This window comes from Ramlibacter sp. (assembly GCF_028291745.1).
In the GTDB taxonomy this organism is placed as follows: domain Bacteria; phylum Pseudomonadota; class Gammaproteobacteria; order Burkholderiales; family Burkholderiaceae_C; genus Ramlibacter.
In genome coordinates, this window is sequence record NZ_JAQGNQ010000068.1 from 115,188 (window position 1) to 139,242 (window position 24,055).

Annotated in this window: 24 protein-coding genes; 14 read left to right on the forward strand and 10 right to left on the reverse strand. The window is 70.8% G+C overall.

Annotation, left to right across the window (positions count from 1 at the left end; all coding sequences use genetic code 11):
- Position 1: 1 nt before the first annotated feature.
- From JWP60_RS12890 to JWP60_RS12910, 5 genes are all read right to left on the reverse strand, one after another.
- The gene (locus tag JWP60_RS12890; protein ID WP_299791633.1) at positions 2-823 is read right to left on the reverse strand and encodes a formylmethanofuran dehydrogenase subunit C; all 822 of its coding nucleotides are present in this window, start codon (positions 821-823) and stop codon (positions 2-4) included.
- A complete protein-coding gene (gene fhcD, locus JWP60_RS12895) occupies positions 820-1,734 on the reverse strand; it encodes a formylmethanofuran--tetrahydromethanopterin N-formyltransferase (RefSeq protein WP_299791636.1) in 915 nt (304 codons plus the stop codon). Before fhcD ends, JWP60_RS12890 begins: the two co-directional genes overlap by 4 nt.
- Positions 1,734-3,416, reverse strand: coding sequence for a formylmethanofuran dehydrogenase subunit A (locus JWP60_RS12900; RefSeq protein WP_299791639.1), 1,683 nt, complete (start codon positions 3,414-3,416; stop codon positions 1,734-1,736). The genes fhcD and JWP60_RS12900 overlap by 1 nt, the downstream gene beginning before the upstream one ends.
- The gene (locus JWP60_RS12905) at positions 3,413-4,651 is read right to left on the reverse strand and encodes a formylmethanofuran dehydrogenase (RefSeq protein WP_299791641.1); all 1,239 of its coding nucleotides are present in this window, start codon (positions 4,649-4,651) and stop codon (positions 3,413-3,415) included. The genes JWP60_RS12900 and JWP60_RS12905 overlap by 4 nt, the downstream gene beginning before the upstream one ends.
- 260 nt (positions 4,652-4,911) lie before the next feature.
- Complete coding sequence (locus JWP60_RS12910) at positions 4,912-5,631, reverse strand: HisA/HisF-related TIM barrel protein (protein WP_299791644.1); 720 nt, start codon at positions 5,629-5,631, stop codon at positions 4,912-4,914.
- Here JWP60_RS12910 and JWP60_RS12915 point away from each other — a divergent pair.
- Genes JWP60_RS12915 through JWP60_RS12925 form a run of 3 tightly spaced genes read left to right on the forward strand, consistent with a single transcriptional unit; the run spans position 5,630 to position 8,383 of the window.
- Positions 5,630-6,628 carry an ATP-grasp domain-containing protein gene (locus JWP60_RS12915; protein WP_299791647.1) on the forward strand — a complete coding sequence of 333 codons (999 nt, stop codon included), beginning with the start codon at positions 5,630-5,632 and terminating at the stop codon, positions 6,626-6,628. The genes JWP60_RS12910 and JWP60_RS12915 overlap by 2 nt on opposite strands.
- Positions 6,615-7,685: a hydantoinase/oxoprolinase family protein gene (locus JWP60_RS12920; RefSeq protein ID WP_299791650.1), complete on the forward strand. Its 1,071-nt coding sequence runs from the start codon at positions 6,615-6,617 to the stop codon at positions 7,683-7,685. The genes JWP60_RS12915 and JWP60_RS12920 overlap by 14 nt, the downstream gene beginning before the upstream one ends.
- Positions 7,686-7,690: 5 nt before the next feature.
- Entirely contained in the window at positions 7,691-8,383 is a 693-nt protein-coding gene (locus tag JWP60_RS12925) for an aspartate kinase (protein WP_363320846.1), read from the forward strand.
- Here the strand turns inward: JWP60_RS12925 and JWP60_RS12930 are convergent.
- Genes JWP60_RS12930 through JWP60_RS12950 form a run of 5 tightly spaced genes read right to left on the reverse strand, consistent with a single transcriptional unit; the run spans position 8,324 to position 13,589 of the window.
- Positions 8,324-9,046, reverse strand: coding sequence for a (5-formylfuran-3-yl)methyl phosphate synthase (locus tag JWP60_RS12930; protein ID WP_299791653.1), 723 nt, complete (start codon positions 9,044-9,046; stop codon positions 8,324-8,326). The genes JWP60_RS12925 and JWP60_RS12930 overlap by 60 nt on opposite strands.
- Entirely contained in the window at positions 9,046-9,633 is a 588-nt protein-coding gene (locus JWP60_RS12935) for a DUF447 domain-containing protein (protein WP_299791656.1), read from the reverse strand. The genes JWP60_RS12930 and JWP60_RS12935 overlap by 1 nt, the downstream gene beginning before the upstream one ends.
- Positions 9,634-9,658: 25 nt before the next feature.
- Positions 9,659-11,062 (reverse strand): DUF6513 domain-containing protein, encoded by a 1,404-nt coding sequence (locus JWP60_RS12940; protein ID WP_299791659.1) that lies wholly within the window; start codon positions 11,060-11,062, stop codon positions 9,659-9,661.
- Positions 11,041-11,607, reverse strand: coding sequence for a flavoprotein (locus JWP60_RS12945; protein WP_299791662.1), 567 nt, complete (start codon positions 11,605-11,607; stop codon positions 11,041-11,043). The genes JWP60_RS12940 and JWP60_RS12945 overlap by 22 nt, the downstream gene beginning before the upstream one ends.
- On the reverse strand, positions 11,604-13,589 hold the full coding sequence (locus JWP60_RS12950) for a sigma-54-dependent Fis family transcriptional regulator (protein WP_299791665.1): 1,986 nt from the start codon (positions 13,587-13,589) through the stop codon (positions 11,604-11,606). The genes JWP60_RS12945 and JWP60_RS12950 overlap by 4 nt, the downstream gene beginning before the upstream one ends.
- Before the next feature lie 189 nt (positions 13,590-13,778).
- On the opposite strand from JWP60_RS12950, the gene JWP60_RS12955 reads away from it, so the two are divergent.
- The 11 genes from JWP60_RS12955 to JWP60_RS13005 all read left to right on the forward strand — a co-directional run bounded on the left by JWP60_RS12955 (position 13,779) and on the right by JWP60_RS13005 (position 24,050).
- Entirely contained in the window at positions 13,779-14,267 is a 489-nt protein-coding gene (locus JWP60_RS12955; protein WP_299791668.1) for a dihydroneopterin aldolase, read from the forward strand.
- A 17-nt stretch (positions 14,268-14,284) separates the two neighbouring features.
- Positions 14,285-15,319, forward strand: a complete 1,035-nt coding sequence (locus JWP60_RS12960) for a beta-ribofuranosylaminobenzene 5'-phosphate synthase family protein (protein WP_299791671.1) — start codon at positions 14,285-14,287, stop codon at positions 15,317-15,319.
- A gap of 2 nt (positions 15,320-15,321) precedes the next feature.
- A complete protein-coding gene (locus tag JWP60_RS12965; RefSeq protein WP_299791674.1) occupies positions 15,322-16,221 on the forward strand; it encodes an NAD(P)-dependent methylenetetrahydromethanopterin dehydrogenase in 900 nt (299 codons plus the stop codon).
- A gap of 10 nt (positions 16,222-16,231) precedes the next feature.
- On the forward strand, positions 16,232-17,374 hold the full coding sequence (locus JWP60_RS12970; RefSeq protein WP_299791677.1) for an ATP-grasp domain-containing protein: 1,143 nt from the start codon (positions 16,232-16,234) through the stop codon (positions 17,372-17,374).
- Positions 17,371-18,348, forward strand: a complete 978-nt coding sequence (gene mch, locus JWP60_RS12975; protein WP_299791680.1) for a methenyltetrahydromethanopterin cyclohydrolase — start codon at positions 17,371-17,373, stop codon at positions 18,346-18,348. Before JWP60_RS12970 ends, mch begins: the two co-directional genes overlap by 4 nt.
- Positions 18,345-19,298, forward strand: a complete 954-nt coding sequence (locus tag JWP60_RS12980) for a RimK family alpha-L-glutamate ligase (protein ID WP_299791683.1) — start codon at positions 18,345-18,347, stop codon at positions 19,296-19,298. The genes mch and JWP60_RS12980 overlap by 4 nt, the downstream gene beginning before the upstream one ends.
- Positions 19,295-20,161 (forward strand): triphosphoribosyl-dephospho-CoA synthase, encoded by an 867-nt coding sequence (locus JWP60_RS12985; RefSeq protein ID WP_363320847.1) that lies wholly within the window; start codon positions 19,295-19,297, stop codon positions 20,159-20,161. Before JWP60_RS12980 ends, JWP60_RS12985 begins: the two co-directional genes overlap by 4 nt.
- 126 nt (positions 20,162-20,287) lie before the next feature.
- Positions 20,288-20,800 carry a formaldehyde-activating enzyme gene (gene fae / locus JWP60_RS12990; RefSeq protein WP_299791689.1) on the forward strand — a complete coding sequence of 171 codons (513 nt, stop codon included), beginning with the start codon at positions 20,288-20,290 and terminating at the stop codon, positions 20,798-20,800.
- Between the two features lie 33 nt (positions 20,801-20,833).
- The gene (locus JWP60_RS12995; RefSeq protein WP_299791692.1) at positions 20,834-22,648 is read left to right on the forward strand and encodes a methanol/ethanol family PQQ-dependent dehydrogenase; all 1,815 of its coding nucleotides are present in this window, start codon (positions 20,834-20,836) and stop codon (positions 22,646-22,648) included.
- 89 nt (positions 22,649-22,737) lie between these two features.
- Complete coding sequence (locus JWP60_RS13000) at positions 22,738-23,163, forward strand: cytochrome c (protein WP_299791695.1); 426 nt, start codon at positions 22,738-22,740, stop codon at positions 23,161-23,163.
- Between the two features lie 23 nt (positions 23,164-23,186).
- Positions 23,187-24,050, forward strand: a complete 864-nt coding sequence (locus JWP60_RS13005) for a quinoprotein dehydrogenase-associated putative ABC transporter substrate-binding protein (protein ID WP_299791698.1) — start codon at positions 23,187-23,189, stop codon at positions 24,048-24,050.
- Positions 24,051-24,055 lie beyond the last annotated feature (5 nt).

Genomic DNA, 24,055 nt, shown 5'->3' on the forward strand with positions numbered 1-24,055 from the left:
CTCAGCGCGGCAGCAGCCACTCGCCGCGCCCTTGCACCGCGAGGTCACCCGCCCAGCGCGTGACGCTCCGCCCGGCCAGCCCCTGGAAGCGGCCGCCGAAGCGCGCCAGGTCGCGCGCCAGCAGTTGCCAGATCACTTCGAGATCCGCATGCACCGGCACGAAAGTGGCGGCGGGCACCGGCGCTTGTTCGCCCGCGAACACGATGCTGCCGCGCCGCATGGCCCAGCCCGGGTGCGCGCCGCAGCGGCCGCCCAGGGCGATGGTGCCGGCCACGAGGCGCGAAGCCAGGAAGTCGCCGGCATCGCCATGGACCACGACCGTGCCGCGGCGCATGCGGTCGCCGAGCCGCGCGCCGGCGCGCCCATGCACGAGCAAGGTGCCGCCGCTCATGCCTTCCATGGCGCCCGGCAGCGGCCCGCCCGCGAAGTCGCCGACGTCGCCTCGCACCTCCAGCCAGCCGCCCGACATCGCGCAGCCCGCGAGGTCGCGCGCCGTCCCGCTCACCCGCAGTTCACCGGCCGACATGCCCAGACCCAGGCAGTCGCCGACCTTGCCATCGATCTCCATCGTGCCCGCGGCCAGGCCGGCGCCCAGGCAGTCGAAGCGTGACAGGTCGCCCTCGACGCGCAGTTGCGGTGCCGGTTCATCGATCGATTCCGAACGCACTGCGAACAACTCGGCCAGCGGCAAGCTCGCACGGCCGTGCTGGAGCGGCAGGCGCAGGATTTCCTCACGCGTCATTGCCGCGAGCCGCACCGGCGACCAGGCCCTGGCGTCCACACGCAGCCGCGGTTGCGTCCGCAAGGAGAGCGTGTGCCTCATGCCGTCGGCCTTGCAGGCGCAAGCTCATGCAGCCGGAAATGAAAGGGCCCGAGCTTGCCGCCATAGTTGCCCGCGCTGATGCGCGTCACGCCGGCCTCGGCACCGCGTTCGACCACCGCCGCGATCCCCGCCCGCATGGCGGCCGCGACGGCGGCTTCGGTCAAGCCATCGATGACGATCTCCAGCACGCAGCGCGTTTGCGCATCGAGCTCGCTGCGCGGACTCAGTCCGGCCAGCGACGGACAGAAGGCATCGTTGGTGGACGCCACCACCGCCGCGTACTTGCTGCCCACCTTCGACCCGGAGCGGACCACACCGCCGGGGAAAGGCATGATCACCCCGGGCACTACGCGCATCGCCTGCACGGCAGCGCTCGCGCCATCCAGCGCGGACTCGGTGGCGCGCGCCAGGAACAGCAGGTTGCCGCCGCCCACGCCCTTGGTCACGGGCGTGCTTTCCTGCGCCACGAATTCGCCGTCCATCACCGGCACGCGCCAGTAGCGCACGCCTGCGATCACCTTGGCCATTTGCCAGCCGTCGCCGAAGAAGCGCAGGTTGCGACCGAGGGCGATCGGCTCGCCCTCCGCCAGGCCGGCAAACACGGCGGTGGTCGGACACGTCATCACGCACTGGCCGACGCGCCGCTCCACCTGTTTGGCCAGTTCCTTGCCGGAGACAGCAAACAGCAGGATGGCGATGCCGGGGCGGCCGTCCGGCGTTTCCTCGCGCGCCAGTTCGCGCTCGATGCCCGCTTCGCAGCCACAGGCGATCACCGAGGTGGCCACGCCGGTGGCGCTGACCGCCGCGTGCCGCGCCCATACGAGGTCGTGCGCCGTGATGACCAGGCGCGTCGCCTTCATGGCAAACGCCTCGGCAAAGGTGTCGTCGATGAGGACCCCGTTGCTGCGCATCACACGCTCCGCGGCTCGCACAGCGACGACAGCAGCCGCGTGCCATTGGCGCAGGCACAGAGCTCGTCGCGTCCCATCACGGTGTAGCGCTTGTGCACGCCCAGGGGCCGGTCGGTGTATTCGTCGACCAGGCTCTGCACGCCCGCACCGAACGCCGGCGTGGCGAAGTGCGTTCCGCCCACAGGCACGGCGACGATGCGGCCATCGCGCACCACCGGCGTGCCGTCCTTGAAGACCCAGGCGGCGCGCGTGAACATGGCCTCGGCATCGCCCTGCTCGCGGTACACGGCGACATCCGCGACCGCACCAATGCCCAAATGGCCGCGGTCGCGCAGTCCCAGCAGGCGCGCCGGCGCCGCGCGCGTCATGATCGCGATCTCCGATAGCGACAGCTCGCGCTTGATGTCCTTCAGCGCGGACTGCGCGGCAACGTCCGGGTGCAGGCGCGCGAGCTGCTCGTCGCGGAAAGGCTTGTCCATCAGCAGCCGGATCAGGTGTGGATAGCTGGTGAAAGGCCCGCCGTTGGGATGGTCGGTGGTCAGCACCACGCGCCACGGATCGCGCATCTGCAGGAACAGCTCGAGGCCGATGGTCCACTGCAGCGCATTGACGTAGCTTTGCTCGCGATAGCGGAAGGGCAGCACGCCGCAGCCGGCCTCGCACTCCAGGTCCGCGCCCAGCCACTTGCGCGGGCTCGCCAGGTCCGCGTTCGCGTGCTGGCGCATCGTGTCAGCCGAAGCGGTGACGGTCTGGCCGAACAGCACCTGGCCGATGTCGATCGAGCAGTTGGGATGCGCCTCCAGCGCCTGCACCAGCGCCTGCGCCGCCGACGAGAACTTGCGCGGCCCCTCGGCGCCATAGCAGTGGAATTGCACGTGCGTCAGGTGCCCCGGCAAACCCTCCAGCGCTGCGATCGTGGCCAGCGTCGACGCGATGTTGCCCGGCACGCCGAGGTTGCTGGCGTGGATGTGCAAGGGATGCGGCAACCCGAGTTCGTGCACCGCGCGCGCCAGCGTGGCAATCACCTGGCGCGGGCTCACGCCCCAGTGCACGTGGCGCTCGTCGACATCGAGCTTGCGCTGGTTGAACTTGAAGGCGGAGATACCGGCGGGATTCACCACCTTGACGCCCATGGACTTGGTCGCGTGCACCACCCAGCCGACGTAATCGCGCAGGCGCTGCGGATCGGTTCCCTTGGCGAGCAACTCGAGGAACAGTTCGTCGTTGCCCATCATCACGTAGGCGCCGTGGTCGACGATGGGCACGTCGCCCATTTCCATGTGCGCATGGCGCGCATTGCTGGCGGCCATCGCGGGCTCGAACACCGCGGTGTAGCCCATCTCGGCATAGCGGTAGCCGGTGGCCAGCGTGCCCGGCGCGCACTGGCCGCAGGAGGCCAGTTCCAGCGGGTTGTCTGCAGGCGGAAACGGATCCATGCCGCGCCGATGGTCTTCCGGCAACAGCAGCCGCGCGAGGTTCACCTTGCCGCCGCCGATATGGCTGTGCAGGTCGATGCCGCCGGCCAGCACGATGCAGCCGGAGGCATCAATCTCCTCGTCGACGGGATCGAGCGCGTCGAGGCTCACGATGCGACCGTCGCGCATCACCAGGTCGCGCACCGCGCCGTCGATGGCGTTCACCGGATCGAAGACGCGGCCGCCGCGCAGGCGCCGGGTCGTCATGCGGGCAGCTCCAGGTGCGCCTGCATGCGCGTCAGCACGTGCGCGACGGCAGGCAGCGTCTCGTCGCGCTTGGCCACCAGCGGCACCACGACGCCATCGGTGCGGAACAGGTGGCCTGGCGCATGCAGGCCCGGTGTGGCCACGGGCAGGAACACGCAGTCGCGCGCGATGCCGGCCTCTCGCAGCCGCGGCCCCATGCCTGGCGGGCCGAGCACGATGCGCGGCAGGTCATTGGCGGCCGGCAGCCGATCGGGCGCGAAGCTCCAGACCCACAGCAGGCCGTCGACGGCGTGATCCTCCAGCAGGCGCGCCGCGGCGAAGCGCAATGGCTCGTGCTCCAGTCCGGCCGGGCCGGCGCGCGTGCGCAGCGGCAATCCCGAGAGCCAGGTGAACACCTGCTGCATCGCATAAGCGCCGTCGCTGCCACCGAGACCGAAGCTCGCCGCCCGCGTGCTGCGATTGAGCGTCGCCACGATGCGGTTCAGCATCTCGACCCAGAGCGCGCCGTGCAGTGGCAGCGTCGCGGATTCCCAGACGAGCACGGCGTAGCGGGCTTCGCGCAGGCGGCTCGCCAGGCTCACAAGCTGCGCGTCGGCCTCACCGCAAGGGATCGCCGCGACCAGCGCGGCCAATTGCTGCAGGTCGAGCATCAGGTCGCCCGATCCGGCGATGGTCTCGCACGGCACCTGGGCCGGCACCTCGCTCGGGGGCGCCACGCCCAGGAAGACGAGCTGGCGCAAGGCCGTGTCAGTCCTGTCCATCCCGCAGCGGCGGAAGAACTCCGGATAGTGCGGCACCGCCTGCGTGCCGACGCAGACCACCAGGTCGGCGCGCTGCCGCACCTCGGCCAGCGTGGTGTGGAATTGCCCGCGATCCTGCAGCGCACGCAGGCCGTGCATCAGGCCATCGCCGTCCGCGTGGTCGCAGATCGCGCCGGTCGCCGCGGCCAGGCGGAACAACGCCCGGCCACCCGCTACGTCGGTGCCGAGTCCGCCGAACAGCGGCTGCTGCCAACTCGCGAGGCGCTGCGCGGCCTCGGCGAGCGCGCCCTCGGCCGGGACCGTGTCGCCGTCGATCAAGGCAAGCGGAACTTCGCCAGGGGGATGCGCGGCGAGTCCGGCCAGCGCGCGCGGGCAATCCGTTCCCTGCAGGGTCGTGCCGGCCAGCGCGAAGCCGTCGCACAGCAGCGAACAAAAGGGACAGGTCCAGTCGGGTTCCAGGGGCGCGCCTTGCATGCTGGGCGGGCAATGCGCAAGGGGTGTGCCAAGCGGGCGCTCCTGCGGCGGGGCGCAGCCGGGAAGTGGCCGCCTGTGCCGGCGCACTGGTGAAGCAGAGCGCACTCTGACCCGTCGCGGTGAAACACTGTGTCGCGCCCGCTGCCACCGCGCTCACCCACCGCGATCCCTGCAGCGGGCCAGGACGCATGGCACGGTTCCTGATCTGCCGTTCCCATGGCCGGGCACTTTTCCCCTTCAGCCGTCCGCCGGCAAGCGGATCACTGCGCGTCGAGGGTGCCGTCGTGCAGCGCGCTGGCGACCAGCCAACCCGCCGCGCCGCTGGCCGCGGCCGCGCGCAGGTCCCGGGCATCGCGCACGCCGCCCGCGCCTATCCACACGCGGTCCGGCGCCAGTTCACGCAGGCGCGTGAAGGTCGAGAGGTCGGGGCCGCTCGCCGCGCCCACGCGATCGAGCGTCATGACGATCACCGTGTGCGGCCAGGCATCCGGGCGCTGCCAGCAACCCGAGGGATCGATCGGCCGCTCCAGGCGCGAGTCGAGCGAGAGGATGGCATGCGGGTCCTGCGCCATCTCGTCGAGCGCGGCGGCGCTGGCCAGTGACTCGCTGCCGTACACCGGACGCACGCGCGCAGCGAACGGGCCGAACTCGCGCCGCAATGCGCGCACCGCGAGCGGTTCGGCAAAGCCGGCATCCAGCCAGAGGCACACCTGTGGAAAAGCGGCCAGCAGTTCGCGCAGGATGCCCACCTGGGCCGCGCCGCCCTGGATCGCGTCGAGGTCCGCGACGTACAGCACGGCCTCGCGCCCGGCGGCCGGCGGTGCCGCAGCCAGCAGGCCACGGGCCACGTCGCGCGGCGCACTGCCGTCGGCCAGCCGTGACACGATGGGCTGGTAGGCGCTGCGCTCGCCGCGCACGCCGCGCACCACCTGGCCGCGCAGGAGATCGATGACGGGAATGACCTTGAGGGGAAGGGGCATGCGCAACATTCTGGTTTATGAGCCCTTGAGCGCGGGCGATCCGGTCTGCACCGAGGCGCTGGGCCCCGGCAGCCCGGCGCAGCGCGAAATGCTGGCGGCCGGGCTGGCGATGCGCGACGCCATTGTCGCCGACCTGGCACGGATCTCCGGGACGCGCATCACCGTCGCCGTGCGCGAGCAAGAGGCACGCCATGCCGACTGGCCCGTGCACGTGCGCACCGTCACGGCGCTGCCCGAGGAGGACGCGGTGGACCTGGTGCGCCGCCAGGCGACTTCGCACGAGCTGTGCTGGGTCGTGGCGCCCGAGTGCGACGGGCTCCTGCTCAGGCTTGCGCAGGCGGTGGGCCCGCAGCGGTGGATCGGCTGCAGCGCCGAGGCGATCCGCGTGGCCGGCAGCAAGAGCGCCACTTGCGCCGCCTTGCAGCGCGCCGGCATCGCCACGCCGCTGGCTTTTGCGCAGGGCCATCGCGGCGCCTGGATCGTCAAGCCGGACGACGGTGCCGGCTGCACCGAAACACGCTGGCACCCGAGCCGCGCCGCCGCCGAAGCGGACCTGCGGCAGCGCGCCTGGGCCGGGCAGGAGGCGCTGGCGCAGCCCTTCGTCCCCGGCGAGCCGCTGTCGATCTCGCTGGTCGTCGGTCCGGATCTTGCACGGCCGCTGGCATTCAACCGGCAGCGGCTGGCCCGGGCGAACGACGGCCGCCTGCACGACCTGGGCGTGCAGGTGGCGGCAGTCGCGCCGGGCGATCCGCGCGTGCCGGCCCTGCGGGCGCTGGCGCTGAAGGTGGCAGCCGCCATCCCGGGGCTGCGCGGCTTCGTCGGCATCGACCTGGTATGGAAGGAAAGGGAAGGACCCGTGGTGATCGAAGTCAATCCCCGCGTGACCTGTGCCTACGTGGGCCTCTCCGCACTCCTGCGGCGCAACGTGGCCGCCGAGATCCTCGGCACGCACGCGCCCGAGGCCGCGCGCTGGGTGGCAAGCAGTGGCTGGGCCTGACTCCGCGCGGCTGCAGGTCGGCTGGGACATAGGCGGCGCCCACGTCAAGGCCTGCCTGCTCGCCGACGGCGCGCTGCGCGACGTCGCCCAGTGGCCCTGCCCGCTGTGGCAAGGCATGGAACATCTCGAAGGCGCGCTGGGCCTGGCGCGCGCGCGCTGGTCCTCGGATTGGCATGCAGGCATGCACCACGCGGCGACCATGACCGGCGAGATGGTCGACCTGTTCCCCGACCGCGCGCAAGGCGTGGCGCGCATTGCCACGCAGCTGGCGGAGTCGCTCGGTCCGTCGCTGCGGCTGTTCGACGGCGACGGCGCCTGGCGCGCCCCGCACGAGGCGGCGCGCGCGTGGCGCGGCATCGCCTCGGCCAACTGGCAGGCCACTGCGCAAGTGCTGGCCGGGCGCGTCGGCAACGCCGTGCTGGTGGACATCGGCAGCACCACCACGGACCTGATCGCGCTGCGCGGCGGCCACGTGGCCGCGCGGGGCAGCAGCGACGCCGAACGGCTGCAGTCCGGCGAGCTGGTCTACCAGGGCGTGGTGCGCACGCCCTTGTGCGCACTGGGGCCGCGCGTTTCCTGGCGCGGTCGCAGCGTCAACCTGATGAACGAGTTCTTCGCCACGACCGCCGATGTCTACCGCCTCACCGGCGAACTCACGGCCGCGCACGACCAGTCGCCGGCCGCCGACAACGGCGGCAAGGACCAGCGCGGCACGCACGCGCGGCTGGCCCGGATGGTCGGCCGCGACGCCGCCGACGCCGATTCCGACGAATGGCTGGCGCTGGCGCGATGCTGGAAGGACGCGCAGCTGGCCGAGATCCAGGGCCAGCTGCAACGCGTGTGCGCCGACGCCCGCCTGCCCGACGACGCGCCTGTCATAGGCGCCGGCTGCGGCTCTTTCCTGGCGGCGCAACTGGCGCAACGCTGCGGTCGTCCCTTCCGGCGCTATGCGGAAGTGGCGCTGCCCGCCCTGCCGGCCGATCGCGCCTTGGCCGCGTGGGCCGACGTCTGCGCGCCGGCCGTCTCGGTGGCGCTGCTGGCCTGCGCCCGCGACTGACCGTCATGTGGATCGTCAAGCTCGGAGGCAGCCTGGCGCACGACCTGCGCCTGCTGCGCTGGCTCGCCATGCTGGCCGAGCTGGGCGGCGGGCGCGTCACCGTCGTCCCGGGCGGTGGCATCTTCGCGGATGCCGTGCGCGCCTCGCAGCGGCACTGGCACTTCGACGACCTGCCGGCACACAACATGGCGGTGCTCGGCATGGCCCAGACCGCGCACCTGTTCCACGCGCTGGAGCCGCGCCTCACGCTGGCCGACGACGAGGCCGGCATCCGCCGCACGCTGCACGCGGGCCAGCCGGCGCTGTGGCTGCCCTTGATGCTGCTGCGCGATGCGCCCGACCTGTTGACCACCTGGGAGGTGAGCAGCGACAGCCTCGCCTTGTGGCTCGCGCGGCTGCTCAATGCCGAGCGGCTGGTGCTGGTCAAGGCCTGCAAGGTGGCCCCGGGCATCACGCTCGGGGACCTCGGCGCCGAGGGCGTGATCGACCGCCGCTTCGAGCAATGGTCGCGCGACGCGCCCTTCCCCATCGAGGTCGTCCAGGCCGACGAAGTCGACCGCGTGCGCGATGCCTTGCTGGGCGACTCGCCCCTGATCCCGCCCTTGCCACCGGCGCTCGCGATCGACGCTGCCCTGGCCTTACGCGCCGGCCGGCAAGGGGGCATGCATTTCCGCGCGCGGCGCAAGCCGGCGCCTTAGCTGCCGCACCAGCCGCGCATCGAGCGCCGCGGCGCGCGCGCCCACCGTGAGTGCGCCGCGAAAGCCGGCGAAGTCGGGGGCCAGTGCCCGCAAGGCCTGGGCGTCTTCGATCCGCAGCGATCCCGCGAGCCCCGCCAGCGCACCATGCAAGCGCACGGCAGCGACGAAGTTGGCGAGCGTCGCCAGCGGGACGCGCTGCAACAGGCTGCCGCGCTGCTTGTCGGCCGTGTCGAGCATCAGCGCCGGGAAGGCACGGCGGCGCAAGATCTTCTCGACCAGCGCCGCGTCGACACCGTCATCGGCCACGAGCACCGGCACGATGCTGGCGCGGCACGCCGCCAGCGCCTCCAGCAGCGCGGCGGTCTGTACGTGCGTGCCGGGCCACACCCCGACTTTCACGTCGTCCACGCCGCAGGCGGCGATCCGCTGCACGCGCGCCAGGATCTCGGCGCACTCGCCCGGTGGCAGGTCGCCGACGGTCGCACTAATGCGCGCCCGCGGATGCTCCGCCCGCAGCACGGCGACGATCGCCGCGATCCGCTCGGCGGGCAATGCACCGAGCGCGCCTTCGGCCGGCTCCTTGAGGTCGATCAGGTCGGCGCCCGCCTGGGCGGCGCACCGGGCCTCCTCCACGTCGCGCACGCTCACCAGCAGGCGCACCATCAGGCCGCTCCCACGGCCAGCGCGTGGTGGTGCGCCACCGCTTCCTGCAGCCAGGCCCAGGCCTCGCGCTCATGCGGCCCGGCGGTCTTGTCGATCGCGATCTGCAGGTAGGCCATTTCGCTTTCGATCTTTTCGCGCGGCAGCAGGTGCAGGCGGCTGGCCAGCACGGCGCCTTCGATCACCGCCGCCTGCGCGCGATTGAAACCGGGGAAGGCCGAGTGCTGCGCCTCGTGCACGCGCAGCAGCCGCAGCGTGGGCCGCTGCGCGTCGTCGCGGATCTCGCCGACGTGCAGCAGCACGTGGCTGTGGGCCCCGGCGAGTCGCGCCGCGAACGCGCCGTTGGCAGCCGGCACCGGCAGCGTCGGCCAGGTGCGGCGCCCGGTCACGCAGCCGGCGAACACGCGCACATCGGTGATCACGTTGAGCACGGCCGTGCGCGTCGCGACCAGGTTGTCCAGGGTCTGCGAGGGCCGGAAGGGCTTGAGAACCACGTCGTCTGCCTCGTAGCGCACGCCCATGGGCGCGATGTGCACGGCGCCCAGCAGTGAACAGGTGGTGATGACGGTCTCGAAGATGCGTTCGCTCATGAGGGACCCCTGCGATTGCTCGCGATCATTGCGGCCCGGGCTTGGCCATCGTCGTGCCGGGCGCCTGCCAGCGTTGCAGGTCCTGCGCCTGCGCGTCGGCGGCGCAGCCCCAGTCGAGCGGCTGGTCCTGCACATAGCGCTTGCCGAGCTGCCAGGCGATCTGCGCCCGCGCCGTTTCCACGCCGAGATAGAAGGCATGGCCGGCATCGTTCTCCAGCCGCAACTGCGGCCAGAGCTCGAAAGGGTCCTGCGCGATCCGCAAGCCCTCCCGGTTGTAGACATGTACGCCCTGCTGCGACACCTGCACGCGGAAATTGGGATCGCGCACCTCACGGGCGAGCGCGGCGATCTCCTCCGGCGCGTCGGGAAACGGACTGCGGGCGTGCACCGTCATCAGCTGGTCGCTCAGGCCCTTGGGCAGCATCTGCTGCGAGACCGCCGCATGCATGATGCGCCGCGCCCAGTCGGCCTCGCGCACGGCGCGGCGGGTGTGCGGACTGACCTGCGTCGTCAGCACGGCAGCGGCGCCAAGTTCGGCGGCGATGCCCAGCAACAAGGCGTTGATGCCGGTCGTGTCCGCCTCGACCAGCTCGGTGAGGTTGCCCACGCCCATCATGATGGCCACGTCGGGGAAGCGCTCGCGCAGCCGGTGATAGCGCACCAGTGAGGCAAGCAGGCCGTAGGGGATCGGGTCGAGGATGGCATCGGCCAGGAAGGGGCGGCCGCTCGCCTGCATGCTTTCGACGGCGCTCCAGAGCGAGGCTTCGTCCTGCGGCGTGCGGGCGATGAGCACGGGGGTGGACGCGACCTCCTGCGCGATCCAGAGCGTGTCGAGCGTCAGGCTCAGGAGGTAGTCGGCGCCGGCGCGTCCGCCGCGCAGCAGTTCGTCGCTGTCCAGCGAATCGACGCTGACCTGCAGGCCCTCTTGCTTCAGTGCCCGCACGCTCTCCTCGAGGTGCAGGAAAGGCGTATCGGGCAGGCCACCGAGATCGATCACGTTCGCCCCGTCGGCGGCATAGGCCAGCGCTCGTTGCACGATGGCAGCGACGGTGAGCCGGGGCGCATCGACGATCTCGGCAAAGATGGCGATGCCGTAGGCGTCGAGCGAGACGGGCTGCGCCTTGCGGCGGAAGAACTGCGGCAGGTCCTTCAATTCTTCCGGGCCGCGCTGCACCGGGATGCCGAAGTGTTCGGACAGCGCGGCGACGTCGCCGCGGCAGCGTCCGGGCACGAGGATGCGGTCGGCGGCCAGGGGCAGCACAACCCGGCGGCGGATCATGTCGGCCGTCATCAGCGCCGCCACCTGCAGTCCGATTTCGCGCACTTCCCAGCGAAAAGGCGCGTCGCCATCGGGCGGCGCGATTTGCGACAGCACCCGGCGCAGCGCCGGCTCGGCCAGCCGGCCGGTCAGGAAGACGATGTGTTCCATGCGAGCGACAGCGCCTGCAGGCGCGCGGCGAGAGCGGCCTCGAGTTGCGCCACGGAGCACACGACGCTGCAGTGCTCGATCGCCCGCAGCCGCTCGACGTTCTCGAACTCGATGCGCCGCGGCCGCAGCGTCACCCAGTCGTGCGGAGCGCGCGTCAGCACCACCGGCTCGGTGTCGCACGCAAATACCAGGCTGGGAATGCCCAGCTTGCCAGCCTGCGCGAACATGTTGGTGGGCAGGGTGTCGCTGATGCCCAGCGCGCACTTGGCCACCGTGTTGCTGGTGGCCGGGGCGACGACCACCGTGTGGTAGTGCTCCTCGTACAAGGTGCCCACCGGCACGGCGCTGTGCGTCTTGTCGCGAAACAGTCGGAAGCCCTCGCGCAAGGAGGGCAGCGTGATCCCGTACATGGGCAGCACTTCCTCGGCGGCGGCCGAGAGAAAGAGGTCGACGGCGGGCAGTCGCCGCGCGAGCGCCAGCGACTCGAGCAGCTCATGCCCCGAGCCGGTGATCGCCCAGGCGAAGCGGCCGCCCGGAGAACTCAAGCGTTGTGCGTCACCGGGATGCGCAGCTTGTGCATGCGACGGTACAGAGTGTTGCGGCTCACGCCGAGATCCTTGGCCACCTGGCTCACGTTCCAGCGCTGCGTCTGAAGCACGCGCAGCAGGGATTCGCGCTCCTGAGCCAGCTGCGGCGACAGCGTCGCCTCCACCGCTTCGGCGGGCACGGCCGCTGCCCGGCTGGCCGGTGACGGCAACGGCGGTGCGCCCAGCGAGGGGAAATGCTCCAGGCCCAGGGGCGCTCCGCCCGCCAGGGCCGCGGCGCTGCGCAGCACGTGGTGCAGTTGTCTCAAGTTGCCCGGCCATGGGTGACGCAACAGCAAGTCCCAGGCCGCGGGGCTGATCGCGGTATCGGTTCGGCCCTCGTCGAGCAGCAGGTTGCGGATGATCTCGGCGCGATCGCTGCGCTCCCGCAGGGGCGGCAGCTGCAGCTCGATCCCGGCGAGCCGGTAATAGAGATCCTCGCGGAAGGTGCCCTCGCCCACCATCTCCGCCAGGTTGCAGTGGCTCGCGCTGATCAGAAGGAAGTCGACCGGCCGCGCCTCGTCGGTGCCCAGTGGCGTGACCATGCGCTCGTCCAGCACGCGCAGCAGCCGCGCCTGCAGGGGCAGCGGCATGTCGCCGATCTCGTCGAGGAACAGCGTGCCGCCATCGGCCTGCACGATCTTGCCCCGGCGCCCGCTCTTCTCCGCGCCCGTGAAGGCGCCGGCGCGATAGCCGAACAGCTCGGCTTCGATCAGCATCTCCGGCAGGCTCGCGCAGTTGATCGCAACGAAGGGCCCGCCGCAGCGGCTGCCCCCCGTGTGCACGGCGCGGGCGAAGACCTCCTTGCCGGCGCCGGTCTCGGCCCGCAGCAGCAGCGGCGTGCCGCTGGCGACCACGCGTCCGGCGGTGGCCAGGTGCGCCAGCAGGCGGGCGTCGCCGAAGGTCGGTGCCGCAGCGTGGCGTTCGGTGGCCGGACGGGCGCGCGGCGGCACCGGCGTCGCCGGCAGCGCGGGCAGGCGCATGCGTGCCGGCGTGAAAGTCCGCGCGACGCCCGGGTTCTCGTCGCGGGCCGGCTGGCGCGCGACCGCGAAGAAGCGGTGGGCCGCATTGGCGCGATAGGTGACGATGGGCCGGAAGGACGCGCGGTGGCTGCGTTCCAGCATGTCGTCCAGGGTGGTCTGGAAGATCTGCTCCAGGCGCGAGCTGCGCAGTTCGCGGTGCGTGATCTCCAGCTGCATCAGCGCGCTGTGGTTGGCCGCGAGGATGCGCCCTTCGTCGTCGACCACCAGCTTGCCCTCGTGCAGCGTGTAGACGAACTCGGGCCGGCTGTGGAAGTGCACCGGGTGCGCGTCGCGAAAGCGCGTGTCGATCAGCCGGTTCTCGATCATCCGGGCCGTCATGCCCAGCAGGACCAGCAAGTGGCGCTGCGCGTGCACCGAGCGGCTGCTGACGTCCAGCACCGCGGTCATCTGCCCGGCCGGGTCGTAGATGGGGACGGCGGAGCAGGTCAGGCCCGTGTACTGGCTGAGGAAGTGATCGGTCTGCTGCACTACCACCGGCCCGGCCTCGACCACGCAGGTGCCCATGCCATTGGTGCCGGCCTCGGCTTCGCTCCAGACGGCGCCGACCTCCAGGCCGAGCGGCTGGGCCTGGCGCTCGAATTCCTGGGAGGTGACCATGTGCAGGATCACGCCGTCGGTGTCGGTGAGCACCACGGCCAGCTCGGGGTCGCCGAGCTGCTGGTACAGAGTGGTCATCTCGTAGCGCGCGCAGTCGATCACCGAAGCCATGCGGCTCTGGCGCGAAGGCAGGTCCGACCGGCCCAGCACGGGGGGCCGGCGTGGCTGGCTCGGATCGAGCCCGTGCTCGTTGACGCAACGCGCCCACGAGTGCGCGACGGCATCGCTCGTCACGTGCTGGATCCCGCCACGGACCACGTCGAGCACGCGATGCGCGTGCTCCAGCGGATCGGATATCGGCATTTTTGTCTCCCCCTCGCTCACCGCACCGCGCGGACGCGTCCGGGCAGTGCGCTGCCATTCTGGAGCAGTGTGTCCTGCCGTGCTCACGAATTTGTGAACTTCCGTATATCCCGAGGCCCGCAAGGCAGCGGATGGCGCAGGAGTTGCTGCGAGTGCCCTCGGCAGATCCACTGCCGAGGGGATTCAGCGATGTTCCATGCCCTTGCCGATCCGGCCGAAGCGCGCGCCTGGACGCCCGCCGAAAGCGAGCCGCTCGACCTGGTCTTCCTCGAAGGCTTCACGGCCGAGACGGTGATCGGAATCCACGACAGCGAGCTGCATGTGCCACAGCCCATCACCCTGGACGTCTGTGCCGGCTTGCCGCGCGGGCGCGCCTGCGAGAGCGATTGCATTGCCCACACGCTCGACTACGGCGAGCTGCACGCGCGCCTGCTTCGCCTGTTGCGCGAACATCGCGTGCAGTTGCTCGAAGCGCTGGCCGAGCAGGTGGCGCGCATCGTTCTCGACGAATTCAAGGCGCACTGGGTGCGCGTGCGCATCGCCAAGCCGCGCAAGTTCGCGGACACGGCGGCCGTGGGCGTGACGATAGAGCGCCGCCGCACCCTGCCGCCAGCCGCCGCGGCGCGCGTCGCCACGCTGCGCCTGATCGGCCACGGGCTGGTGCCGGGCAGCCGATGAACAGCACGGATTCCTTCATGCAAGGCGAATGCGAACCCGAGTTGGTGGTCCCCGAAAGGCCATGGCCGGCGGGCCGGGTGCGCGTGCATGCGCCCGCGCGGCTGCACCTGGGCTTTCTCGATCCGGCCGGCACGCTCGGGCGGCCGTTCGGCAGTCTCGGGATCGTCTTCGACGGGCCGGAGACGATCGTCGAAATCGGCCGCGCCGCCAGCGACCGCTTCGATACCTTTGCCGGCGGCACGGCACCACTGGCCAAAGCGCAAGGCCATCTCGCAACGCTGCGCCGCGCCACCGGCTGCGGCGACCCGGTGCGGCTGCGCTTGCGCAACGCCCTGCCCGCGCACATCGGCCTCGGCTCGGGGACGCAGCTGGCCCTGGCCGTCGGCCGCGCGTTCTGCGCCAACTTCGACCTGAACATGGACAGCATGGAGCTTGCAGCCCTGCTCGGGCGCGGCGCGCGTTCCGGCATCGGCATCGCCGGCTTCGACCAGGGCGGACTGCTGCTCGATGGCGGGCCCCGCGCGGATGGCTCGCCCGGCGCCATCCTCACCCGGGTCGCACTGCCGGCCGCCTGGCGCTCCCTCCTCGTGCTGGATCCGCGGGTGCAGGGCCTGTTCGGCCCGGCCGAGAAGAGCACCCTCGCCACGCTGCCGCCGCTGCCGCGAGCGGCCGCGGCCGAGATCTGCCACGAGGTGCTGATGCGCGTGCTGCCCGGAGCCGCGGGCGGCGAGTTCATCCCCTTCGCGGAGGGGCTCACCCGGATGCAGCAGGTGCTGGGCGAGCACTTCGCGCCGGCACAGCAGGGTCGCGCCTTCACCAGCCCCGCCGCCGGCCGGCTGCTGCAGTGGATCGCCGCACGCACCCCGGCTGGCATCGGCCAGAGCTCCTGGGGCCCGGCCGCTTTTGCCTTCCTGCCCGACCAGGCACAAGCGCAAGCCGTGCTTGCCGCCGCCCGCGAAGCCGGGGTGGTCGACCCGGCGCTCGAGATCACGACGGTTCGCCCACGCAACCGCGGCGCCACGGTCTGCGACCTGCGCGCCGCCGGAGGATGAAGATGGAACGCCCTTACATCCTGCACATGTTCACGCCCGGGCCGCAGATGAGCCCGTTCGACGTCAACATGGCCGCCGACGCCGGCTACCAGGTGATCACGCCTTACTGCCACGTCACGCGCGAAGGCATCACGTCGCTCGTGCAGGACGCGATCTTCTCGCGCGGGCCCAAGGGGGCGGCGCGCACCGGTCTCTTCATCGGCGGGCGCGACGTGCTGCTGGCCGACGAGATGCTGCAGCTCGCGCGCAAGGCGATGATGCCGCCGTTCGCGGTGTCGCTGTGCGCGGACCCGAGTGGGGCCTACACGACAGCTGCGGCGATGGTGGCCTGCACCGAGGCGGCGCTGCGCCAGGAGGGCGGCCTCGCAGGCAAGCAGGTGCTGCTGCTGGGCGGCACCGGGCCAGTCGGGCGGGTGGCGGCGGTGCTCTGTGCGCGGCATGGCGCGCGCGCCATCCTGGGCAGCCGCAAGGAAGCGTCGGCGAAAGACGAAGCGGCCGCCACCGCTGCGCGCTTTGGCGTGTCGCTGCAAGGCGCTGCGACGGGAAGTCCGCAAGAGCTGCGAGCCGCACTGGCCGAGGCCGACGTGGTGATGGCCGTTGCCGCGCCGGGCGTGCAGGTCGCCGGCCAGGAAGACCTCGCCGCTGCGCGGCAGCTGAAAGTCGCGGTCGATATCAACGCCGTGCCGCCCTCCGGCCTGGCCGGTGTGGGCGCCAAGGACGATGCGCAGCCGCTGGCAGGAACGGACGCCGTTGCGATCGGCGCACTGGCCGTCGGCAACGTGAAGTACCAGGTGCAGCACCGCCTGCTCACCCGCATGCGCGAGTCCGGGCAGCCGGTGGTGTTCGGCTTCGACGAGGCCTTTGCGCAAGCCCGGGCGGTCGTGGCGGAAAAGGGTCGCTGAGCGGCCGGCCATGAGCGATTCGACTGTGGTCGTCGCCGGGCTGTGGGCGCGGCCGCTGGCGGAGTCCGCGCGCCAGGCCGGCTGGCGCGTGATTGCGCTCGACCTGTTCGGCGATGCGGATACCCGGCGCGCCAGCATCCATTGGGAAAGCATCGGCGATGCGAGCTCATTCACGATCGTCCCTGCGCTGGTCGCGCCTGCATTGCAGCGGGCCGCGGGCCGGCCGGGCGTGATCGGCTGGATCGCGGGCGGCGGTATCGAGGCGCATCCCGAATTGCTGGAGCTTGGCATTCCCGGGCTGCCCTTGCTGGGGATGAGCGCCGCTGCGGTGCGGCGCGTGCGCGAGCCGCGCTCGTTCTTTTTGCTGCTGGACCAGCTCGGCCTGCAGCACCCCGAGGTCACCTTCGAGCGGCCCGCGCAGCTGCATGGCTGGCTGCACAAGAATGCGAGTGGATCGGGCGGCTGGCATATCCGGGCAGCCAGCGCGGCCGAGCCCGCAGGCGCGGCGGACTATTACCAGCGCCTGCAGCCGGGCGTGCCGATGTCCGCTCTCTTCCTGGCCGATGGGCAGGGCTTTCGCCTGGTCGGCCTCAACCGGCTGATCGTGCGGCCGCTGGGCCAACTGCCCTTCGTCTATCACGGCGCGCTCGGGCCGATCGCCGACGATGCACTGCGGGCGCAGCTCCAGCACGCGCTCGAGCAGCTGGTGCCGGCCTTGGCACTGCGCGGCCTCGCCAGCCTCGACTTCATGGCGCACGAGGGCCGCGCCTGGCTGCTCGAAATCAATCCGCGTCCCTCGGCCACCATGCTGCTGCATGCGCAGGCCTGGCCGGGCGGCCTGCTGCAGGCGCACGTCCGCGCGGTCGGCGGCGCGCTGCCGGACGCACCGCCGGCCCATGCCCCGGGCTTGCGAGGCTGCCTCACCGTGTATGCGCCCGAGGACTGCCAGGTCACGCCGGCCCTTGCTGCCGCACTCGCCCGCTCCCCGGACTGCCACGACCTGCCGGCACCCCACACGCGCTTCGCCGCCGGCGAGCCGGTGTGCAATGTTTCGGCGAGCGCGGACCACGCCGACGCGCTGCTCGCCGCGCTCGAGCGCCGTGCCGCCGAGGTGTGTCACGCCCTGCTCTCTCCCGAGGAATTCGCTGCATGAACACCCCTCCCAGCGTCAACGCACTGGCGGCCCCGCTGCTCGAGACCCTGCTGCGCGACGCCGGGCGCCTGCGCATCGCGGTCAGCCGCAACGCCGAGGGCGTGGCGCTGGTCGATGCCGGCATCACGGTGCCGGGCAGCATCCAGGCCGGCCTGCAGATCGCCGAGCTGTGCATGGGCGGGCTCGGCGAAGTGCGGCTGGCCGCGCTGCCGCGCGAGGGCTGGCCGACCTGGCTGCAGGTGCGGACCTCGCAGCCCGTCCTCGCGTGCCTGGGCAGCCAGTACGCCGGCTGGAGCCTGGCCGCCAGCGCGGAAGAAACGGGCGGCAAGAAGTTCTTCGCGCTCGGCTCAGGCCCGGCGCGGGCGCTGGCTGCCAAGGAGCCGCTGTTCGCCGAGCTCGATTACCGCGACCGCGGCGACACCGGCGTGCTGGTGATGGAGGTCGACCGCCCACCGCCGCCCAGCGTGATCGCCAAGGTCCTGCGCGATTGCGCGCTGCAGCCCGCGGGGCTGGCCATCGTGCTCACGCCCACGGCCAGCCTGGCGGGCACCACGCAGATCGTCGCGCGCATGCTCGAGGTGGCGCTGCATCGCGCGCATGCGCTGGGATTCGCCTTGCACGACATCGTCGAGGGCTCCGGCTGCGCGCCGCTGCCGGCGCGTGGCGCCGACGCCTTGCAGGCGATGGCCCGCACCAACGATGCGATCCTCTATGGCGGCCAGGTGCACCTGAGCGTCACCGGCTCGGCGGACGCCGCGCGCGAGCTCGCGCGCAAGCTGCCGTCGGAAAATTCGCCGGACCACGGCCGGTCCTTCGGCGAACTGTTCGAGGCGGCCGGCCGCGATTTCTACCAGCTGGATGCGGGACTGTTCGCGCCGGCCGAGGCCTGGGTCACGCACGTCGGCAGCGGCCGCACCTGGCACGCCGGCGCCTTGCACATGGACCTGTTGCGCAGCCTGTGGCAGGAGGCATGAAGCCCGTGCGCCCCGGCCTACGCGTGGCCATCATGACCGACGAGACCGGCTGGCACACGCGCGAACTGCTGCGTGCCCTGCGTGCGCGCGGCTGCACCGGCCGCTGTCTCGACCTGGCGCAATGCCGCATAGCCACCACGCACGCCTGGCACGGGCTCGTACTGCCGGGCTACGGCCAGGATCTGCCGGATGCCGTGCTCGTGCGCGGCATCGCCGGCGGCAGCTTCGAGCAGGTGACCAAGCGGCTGGGCGTGCTGCACGCGCTGCGCGAGTTCGGCGTGCCGGTCTACAACGACGCGCGGGCGATCGAGCGCAGCGTCGACAAGTCGATGACGAGCCTGCTGCTGCATGCGGCCGGGGTCGCAACCCCAGCGACCTGGGCGATGGAGTCGAGCGCCACGGCCCAGCAACTGGTCACGCGCGAAAGCGCGGCCGGCCGCGCGCTCGTGCTCAAGCCGCTGTTCGGCTCGCAAGGACAGGGATTGCAGCGCGTCGGCTGGGTCGATGGCGCGCACGTCCCCTTGTCGGCGCTCGAGGGCGCGTATGGCGGCCTGGCCTACCTGCAGCGCTTCGTGGAGGCCCGCAGCGCGCCGGGCCACGATTTCCGCGTGCTGGTGGTGGGCGGCGTCGCCCTGGCCGCCATGCGCCGCGTCAGCGTCGACTGGGTGCACAACGTCGCGCGCGGCGCCCGCTGCGAGCCGCAGTCGCTGGCCGAGGACATCGGCCCCGAGCTGGCACGCCTGTCCGAGGCCGCCGCGCGCGCGCTCTCCATGGACTATGCGGGCGTCGACCTGGTCCCCACGGGCGATGGCGCGCAGGTGCTCGAAGTCAACGGCGTGGCGGCGTGGCAGGGGCTGCAGGGTGTCACGCCTTTCAACATCGCCCAGGCCCTGGTCGACGACCTGCTGGATCGCCGATGCGCGGCCGGTGCGCAGCGGCTGCAGGCGTGAGCGACGACAGCCGGGCACGCGCGGCCTTCCTGCGCGCCTGCCGGCTGGACGTGCAGGCGCGCAAACCCGGCAACGTGAGCCTGGCCTCGCCCGGCCACGGCATGGACGCCGCGCAGTTCCTCGCGAGCGCGACTGCCGCCGCCGACGCGATCACCGCGCCCGGCTGCCCCGTAGGCGAACGCATCGAAGCGGCCGTGCGCGCCTCCTGGCAGGCGGCAGGCTGCAATACGAACCTTGGCATCGTGCTGCTGTGCGCGCCCTTGCTGGCCGCGTTCGAACAGCGGGACCGCGAAGGCGCGGATGCCCTGCGCGTCGCGCTGGCAAGCGTGCTGCAGTCGCTCACCGTCGACGACGCGCGTGCCACCTACCGCGCCATCGCGCTGGCCCAGCCCGGCGGGCTCGGCCATGCGCCGCGGCAGGACGTGGCGGACCCACCCACCGTGGACCTGCGCTCGGCGATGGCTCTGGCCGCCGAGCGCGACCGCATTGCCTGGCAGTACACCCACGCATTCGCCGACGTGTTCGAGCTCGGGCTGCCCGCGTTCCTGACCGCGCACGCCACCGCCTTGGCCACCGGCGAGGCTCTGCAAGCGGCTGACGCGCGGGCGATGCAAGTCACCTTCCTGGAGTTCGTGGCCGCGCTGCCCGACTCACACATTGTGCGAAAACACGGAGCCGCGATGGCGCAGTGTGTCATCGGTGAGGCGGCGCAGTGGCGCACGCGCGCGCGCCGCGGCGAGCCGCTGGACAGCGATCCCGCTTTCGCCCGCTGGGACGAAGACCTCAAGGCGAGGCGGCTCAATCCCGGCACCAGCGCCGACCTGTGCGTGGCAGTTGCGCTGCTCGCCGCACTGGTCGCTTGATCGCCGGCGCGCACCACCCCGCGTTTCTACTGAGCCCGGGCGGCACGGAATATGTGAGCGACCTTGTGCGCACCGGGCGTCGCCCGCGCGCAAACCAACGCAAACCCGGACCGGACAGGAGCACACATGGCCAAGATCGACCGCCTGCTGATTGGAGAGTCGCTTGTCGGAGAGGGCAACGAAGTCGCCCACATCGACCTTCTCATCGGGCCACGCGGTTCCCCCGCGGAGACCGCGTTCGCCAATGCCTTGACCAACAACAAGGACGGCTTCACCTCGCTGCTGGCGGTGGTGGCGCCCAACCTGGTGGCCAAACCCGCCACCGTCATGTTCAACAAGGTGACGATCAAGGGCGCCAAGCAGGCCGTGCAGATGTTCGGGCCCGCGCAGCATGCGGTGGCCATGGCGGTGGCCGACTGCGTCGAGGACGGCACCATCCCGCTGGAGGAAGCCGACGACATCTTCATCTGCGTCGGCGTGTTCATCCACTGGCTGGCCGAAGACGACAAGAAGATCCAGGAATACAACTACCGCGCGGTCAAGGAATCGATCAAGCGCGCCGTCAACCGCGAACCTTCGCCCGCCCAGGTGGTGGAAATGAAGGGGCGCGCCGCCCACCCGTTCCAGGCTGCTGCCTGAGTTCCGCTGTCTGCATAAGGAAGGAGACCCGAGATGACCCGAGGACGCATTTCCTGGCGGCAATGGACCGCCACCACCCTGTTCGCCGCCGTGCCCGTGCTGGCCCACGCCAACGCGGACGTCGAGAAGAACATCGCCGACCCGAAGAACTGGGCGGTACAAGCTGGCGACATGTTCAACCAGCGCTACAGCAAGCTCAACCAGATCAATACCAACAACGTCGGCAAGATGCAGGTCGCGTGGACCTTCTCCACCGGCGTGCTGCGCGGCCACGAAGGCTCGCCGCTGGTGATCGGCGACATGATGTACCTGCACTCGCCCTTCCCGAACAAGGTGTTCGCGATGGACCTGAACACGCAGAAGATCGTCTGGAAATACGAGCCGCGGCAGGACCCGGCGGTGATCCCGCAGATGTGCTGCGACACCGTCAACCGCGGCCTCGCCTATGCCGAGGGCAAGGTGTTCCTGCAGCAGGCCGACAGCACCCTGGTCGCCCTCGACAGCAAGACCGGCAAGGTGGTGTGGTCGGTGAAGAACGGCGACCCCAAGCTGGGCGCGGTCAACACCAACGCACCGCACGTCTACAAGGACAAGGTGATCACCGGCATCAGCGGCGGCGAGTGGGGCGTGCGCGGCTACATCAGCGCGTATGACATCAACAGCGGCAAGCAGGTCTGGCGCGCCTACAGCGTCGGCCCGGATGCCGAGATGCTGATGGATCCGCAGAAGACGATGACGTGGACGGACGGCCGCATGGCACCGGTCGGCGCGAACTCCTCGCTCAAGACCTGGCAGGGCGATCAGTGGAAGATCGGTGGCGGCACGACGTGGGGCTGGTACAGCTACGACAAGGCCACCAACACCATGTACTACGGCACCGGGAATCCATCCACCTGGAATCCGGCGCAGCGTCCGGGCGACAACAAGTGGTCGATGACCATCATGGCCCGCGACGTCGACACCGGCATGGCCAAGTGGGTGTACCAGATGACGCCCTATGACGAGTGGGACTTCGACGGCATCAACGAGATGATCCTCGCGGACATCAACGTCAAGGGCCAGCCGCGCAAGGCCCTGGTGCACTTCGATCGCAACGGCTTCGGCTACACGCTCGACCGGGTCACCGGCGAACTGCTGGTCGCCGAAAAGTACGACCCGCAAGTGAACTGGGCCACCGGTGTCGACATGAAGTCCGGCCGGCCGATGGGCGTGAAGAAGTATTCGACCGCGGCCAACGGACCCGACGTGAATACCAAGGGTGTCTGCCCGGCGGCGCTCGGCTCGAAGGACCAGCAACCCGCTTCGTTCGACCCGAACACCAAGCTGTTCTACGTGCCCACCAACCACGTGTGCATGGACTACGAGCCGTTCAAGGTCGAATACACGGCAGGCCAGCCCTACGTCGGCGCCACGCTCTCGATGTTCCCGGCGCCGAACAGCCATGGCGGCATGGGCAACTACATCGCCTGGGACGCGGGCACCGGCAAGGTCGTGCAGAGCCATCCGGAGAAGTTCTCCGTCTGGAGCGGCGCGCTCAACACCGCCGGCGGGATGTCCTGCTTCGGCACGCTCGAGGGTTACCTCAAGTGCGTCGACGCCAAGGACATCAACAAGGAACTGTTCAAGTTCAAGACGCCCTCCGGGATCATCGGCAACGTGTTCACGTATGAGCACCGGGGCAAGCAGTACATCGGTGTCTTCTCCGGCATCGGCGGCTGGGCCGGCATCGGCATGGCCGCGGGCCTGGAGAAGGACACCGACGGCCTGGGCGCCGTGGGTGGCTACCGCGAACTGAACCAGTACACCGAACTGGGCGGATCGCTGACCGTCTTTGCCCTGCCCAACTGAGGACACCCCGCAGCTGCCTGGCGATGGCGCGCTCTCCGCGCGCCATCGCTTCGGCTTGAACAGCAGTTTTTCGAAAGCGGTATCCGAACATGATGTCCAAGCTAGTGCGTCTCGTGTTGACCGCCTTGCCCATTGCCGCGGCCAGTGTCGCCGCCCAGGGCCCGGCTCCCGCCCAGGCCACACCGTACAAGGTGGTCGACGGCTACAAGGTCGATGCCTTCACCATGACCGGCTTTCGCACCTGGCGCGCCGCCGCCTGCGACCGCTGCCACGGGGCGAACCAGGAAGGCCTGGTCGGCCCCTCCCTGGTCAACAGCCTGAAGGTCCTGAGCAAGGACGACTTCATCAAGACCGTGCGGGACGGGCGCCAGGAAAAGGGGATGATCAGCTTCGCGACCAACACCACGGTGATGACCAACATCGATGCGCTGTACGCCTATCTCAAGGGCCGCTCCGATGGCGCCATCACGCGCGCGCGGGTCGAGCCGATGGACGCGCCGGGGTCGGGATCATGAACCCGCGGACGCGGCGCGCCAACATGAAAGCGCGCCCGTGGCGCGCGCTGGCGGCCGTGGCACTGGCCTGGGCCTGCGTTGCGGCCCACGCGCAGCCGGCGCCCGAAGACGTGCCACGCACGGCCCTCAAGGTCTGCCAGGACCCCAACAACCTGCCTTATTCCAACCTGCGCGGCGAAGGTTTCGAAAACCGGATCGCCGAACTGTTCGCGCGCGACCTCGGCCTGCCGGTCGTGTATTACTCGTTTCCCAACCGGCTGGCCTTCATCCGCAACACCCTGCGCTACAAGCTGCCCGACCAGGACTATCCCTGCGACCTGGTGATGGACGTGCCGGCCGGCTTCGACCAGGTCTCCGCCACCAAGCCGTATTTCACTTCCTCGTACGCGCTGGTGTTTCCCAAGGGCAAGGGCCTGGACGGCGTGCACACCTCCGACGACCTGCTCGCCCTGCCCCCGGAGCAACTGCGCACGCTGCGCATCGGCCTGTACGACCGCTCGCCCGGCTCGCTGTGGCTGGTGCGGCACGGGCTGGTGGACCGCGGCGTGCCTTATTCGATCATGCAACCCGACCCGGAGCAGTACCCGGGGCAGATCATCGAGCGCGACCTCGCCCAGGGCAAGATCGACGCCGCCATCGTCTGGGGGCCGATCGCCGGCTTCTTCGCCAGGCGCGTGCGCTCGCCCGAGTTGCAGGTGGCGCTGATGCGCTCCGAACCCGGCCTGCCGCTCGAGTACGCGATCGCGATGGGCGTGCGCTACGGCGAGCCGAAGTGGAAGCAGCAGATCGAGGGGCTGCTCGTGAAGCATCGCGAAGAGATCCTCGCCATCCTGCGCGAGTACGGCGTGCCCCTCGTGGCCGAGCAGGCCGCGAGCGCTTCCAGGTGAGGCGG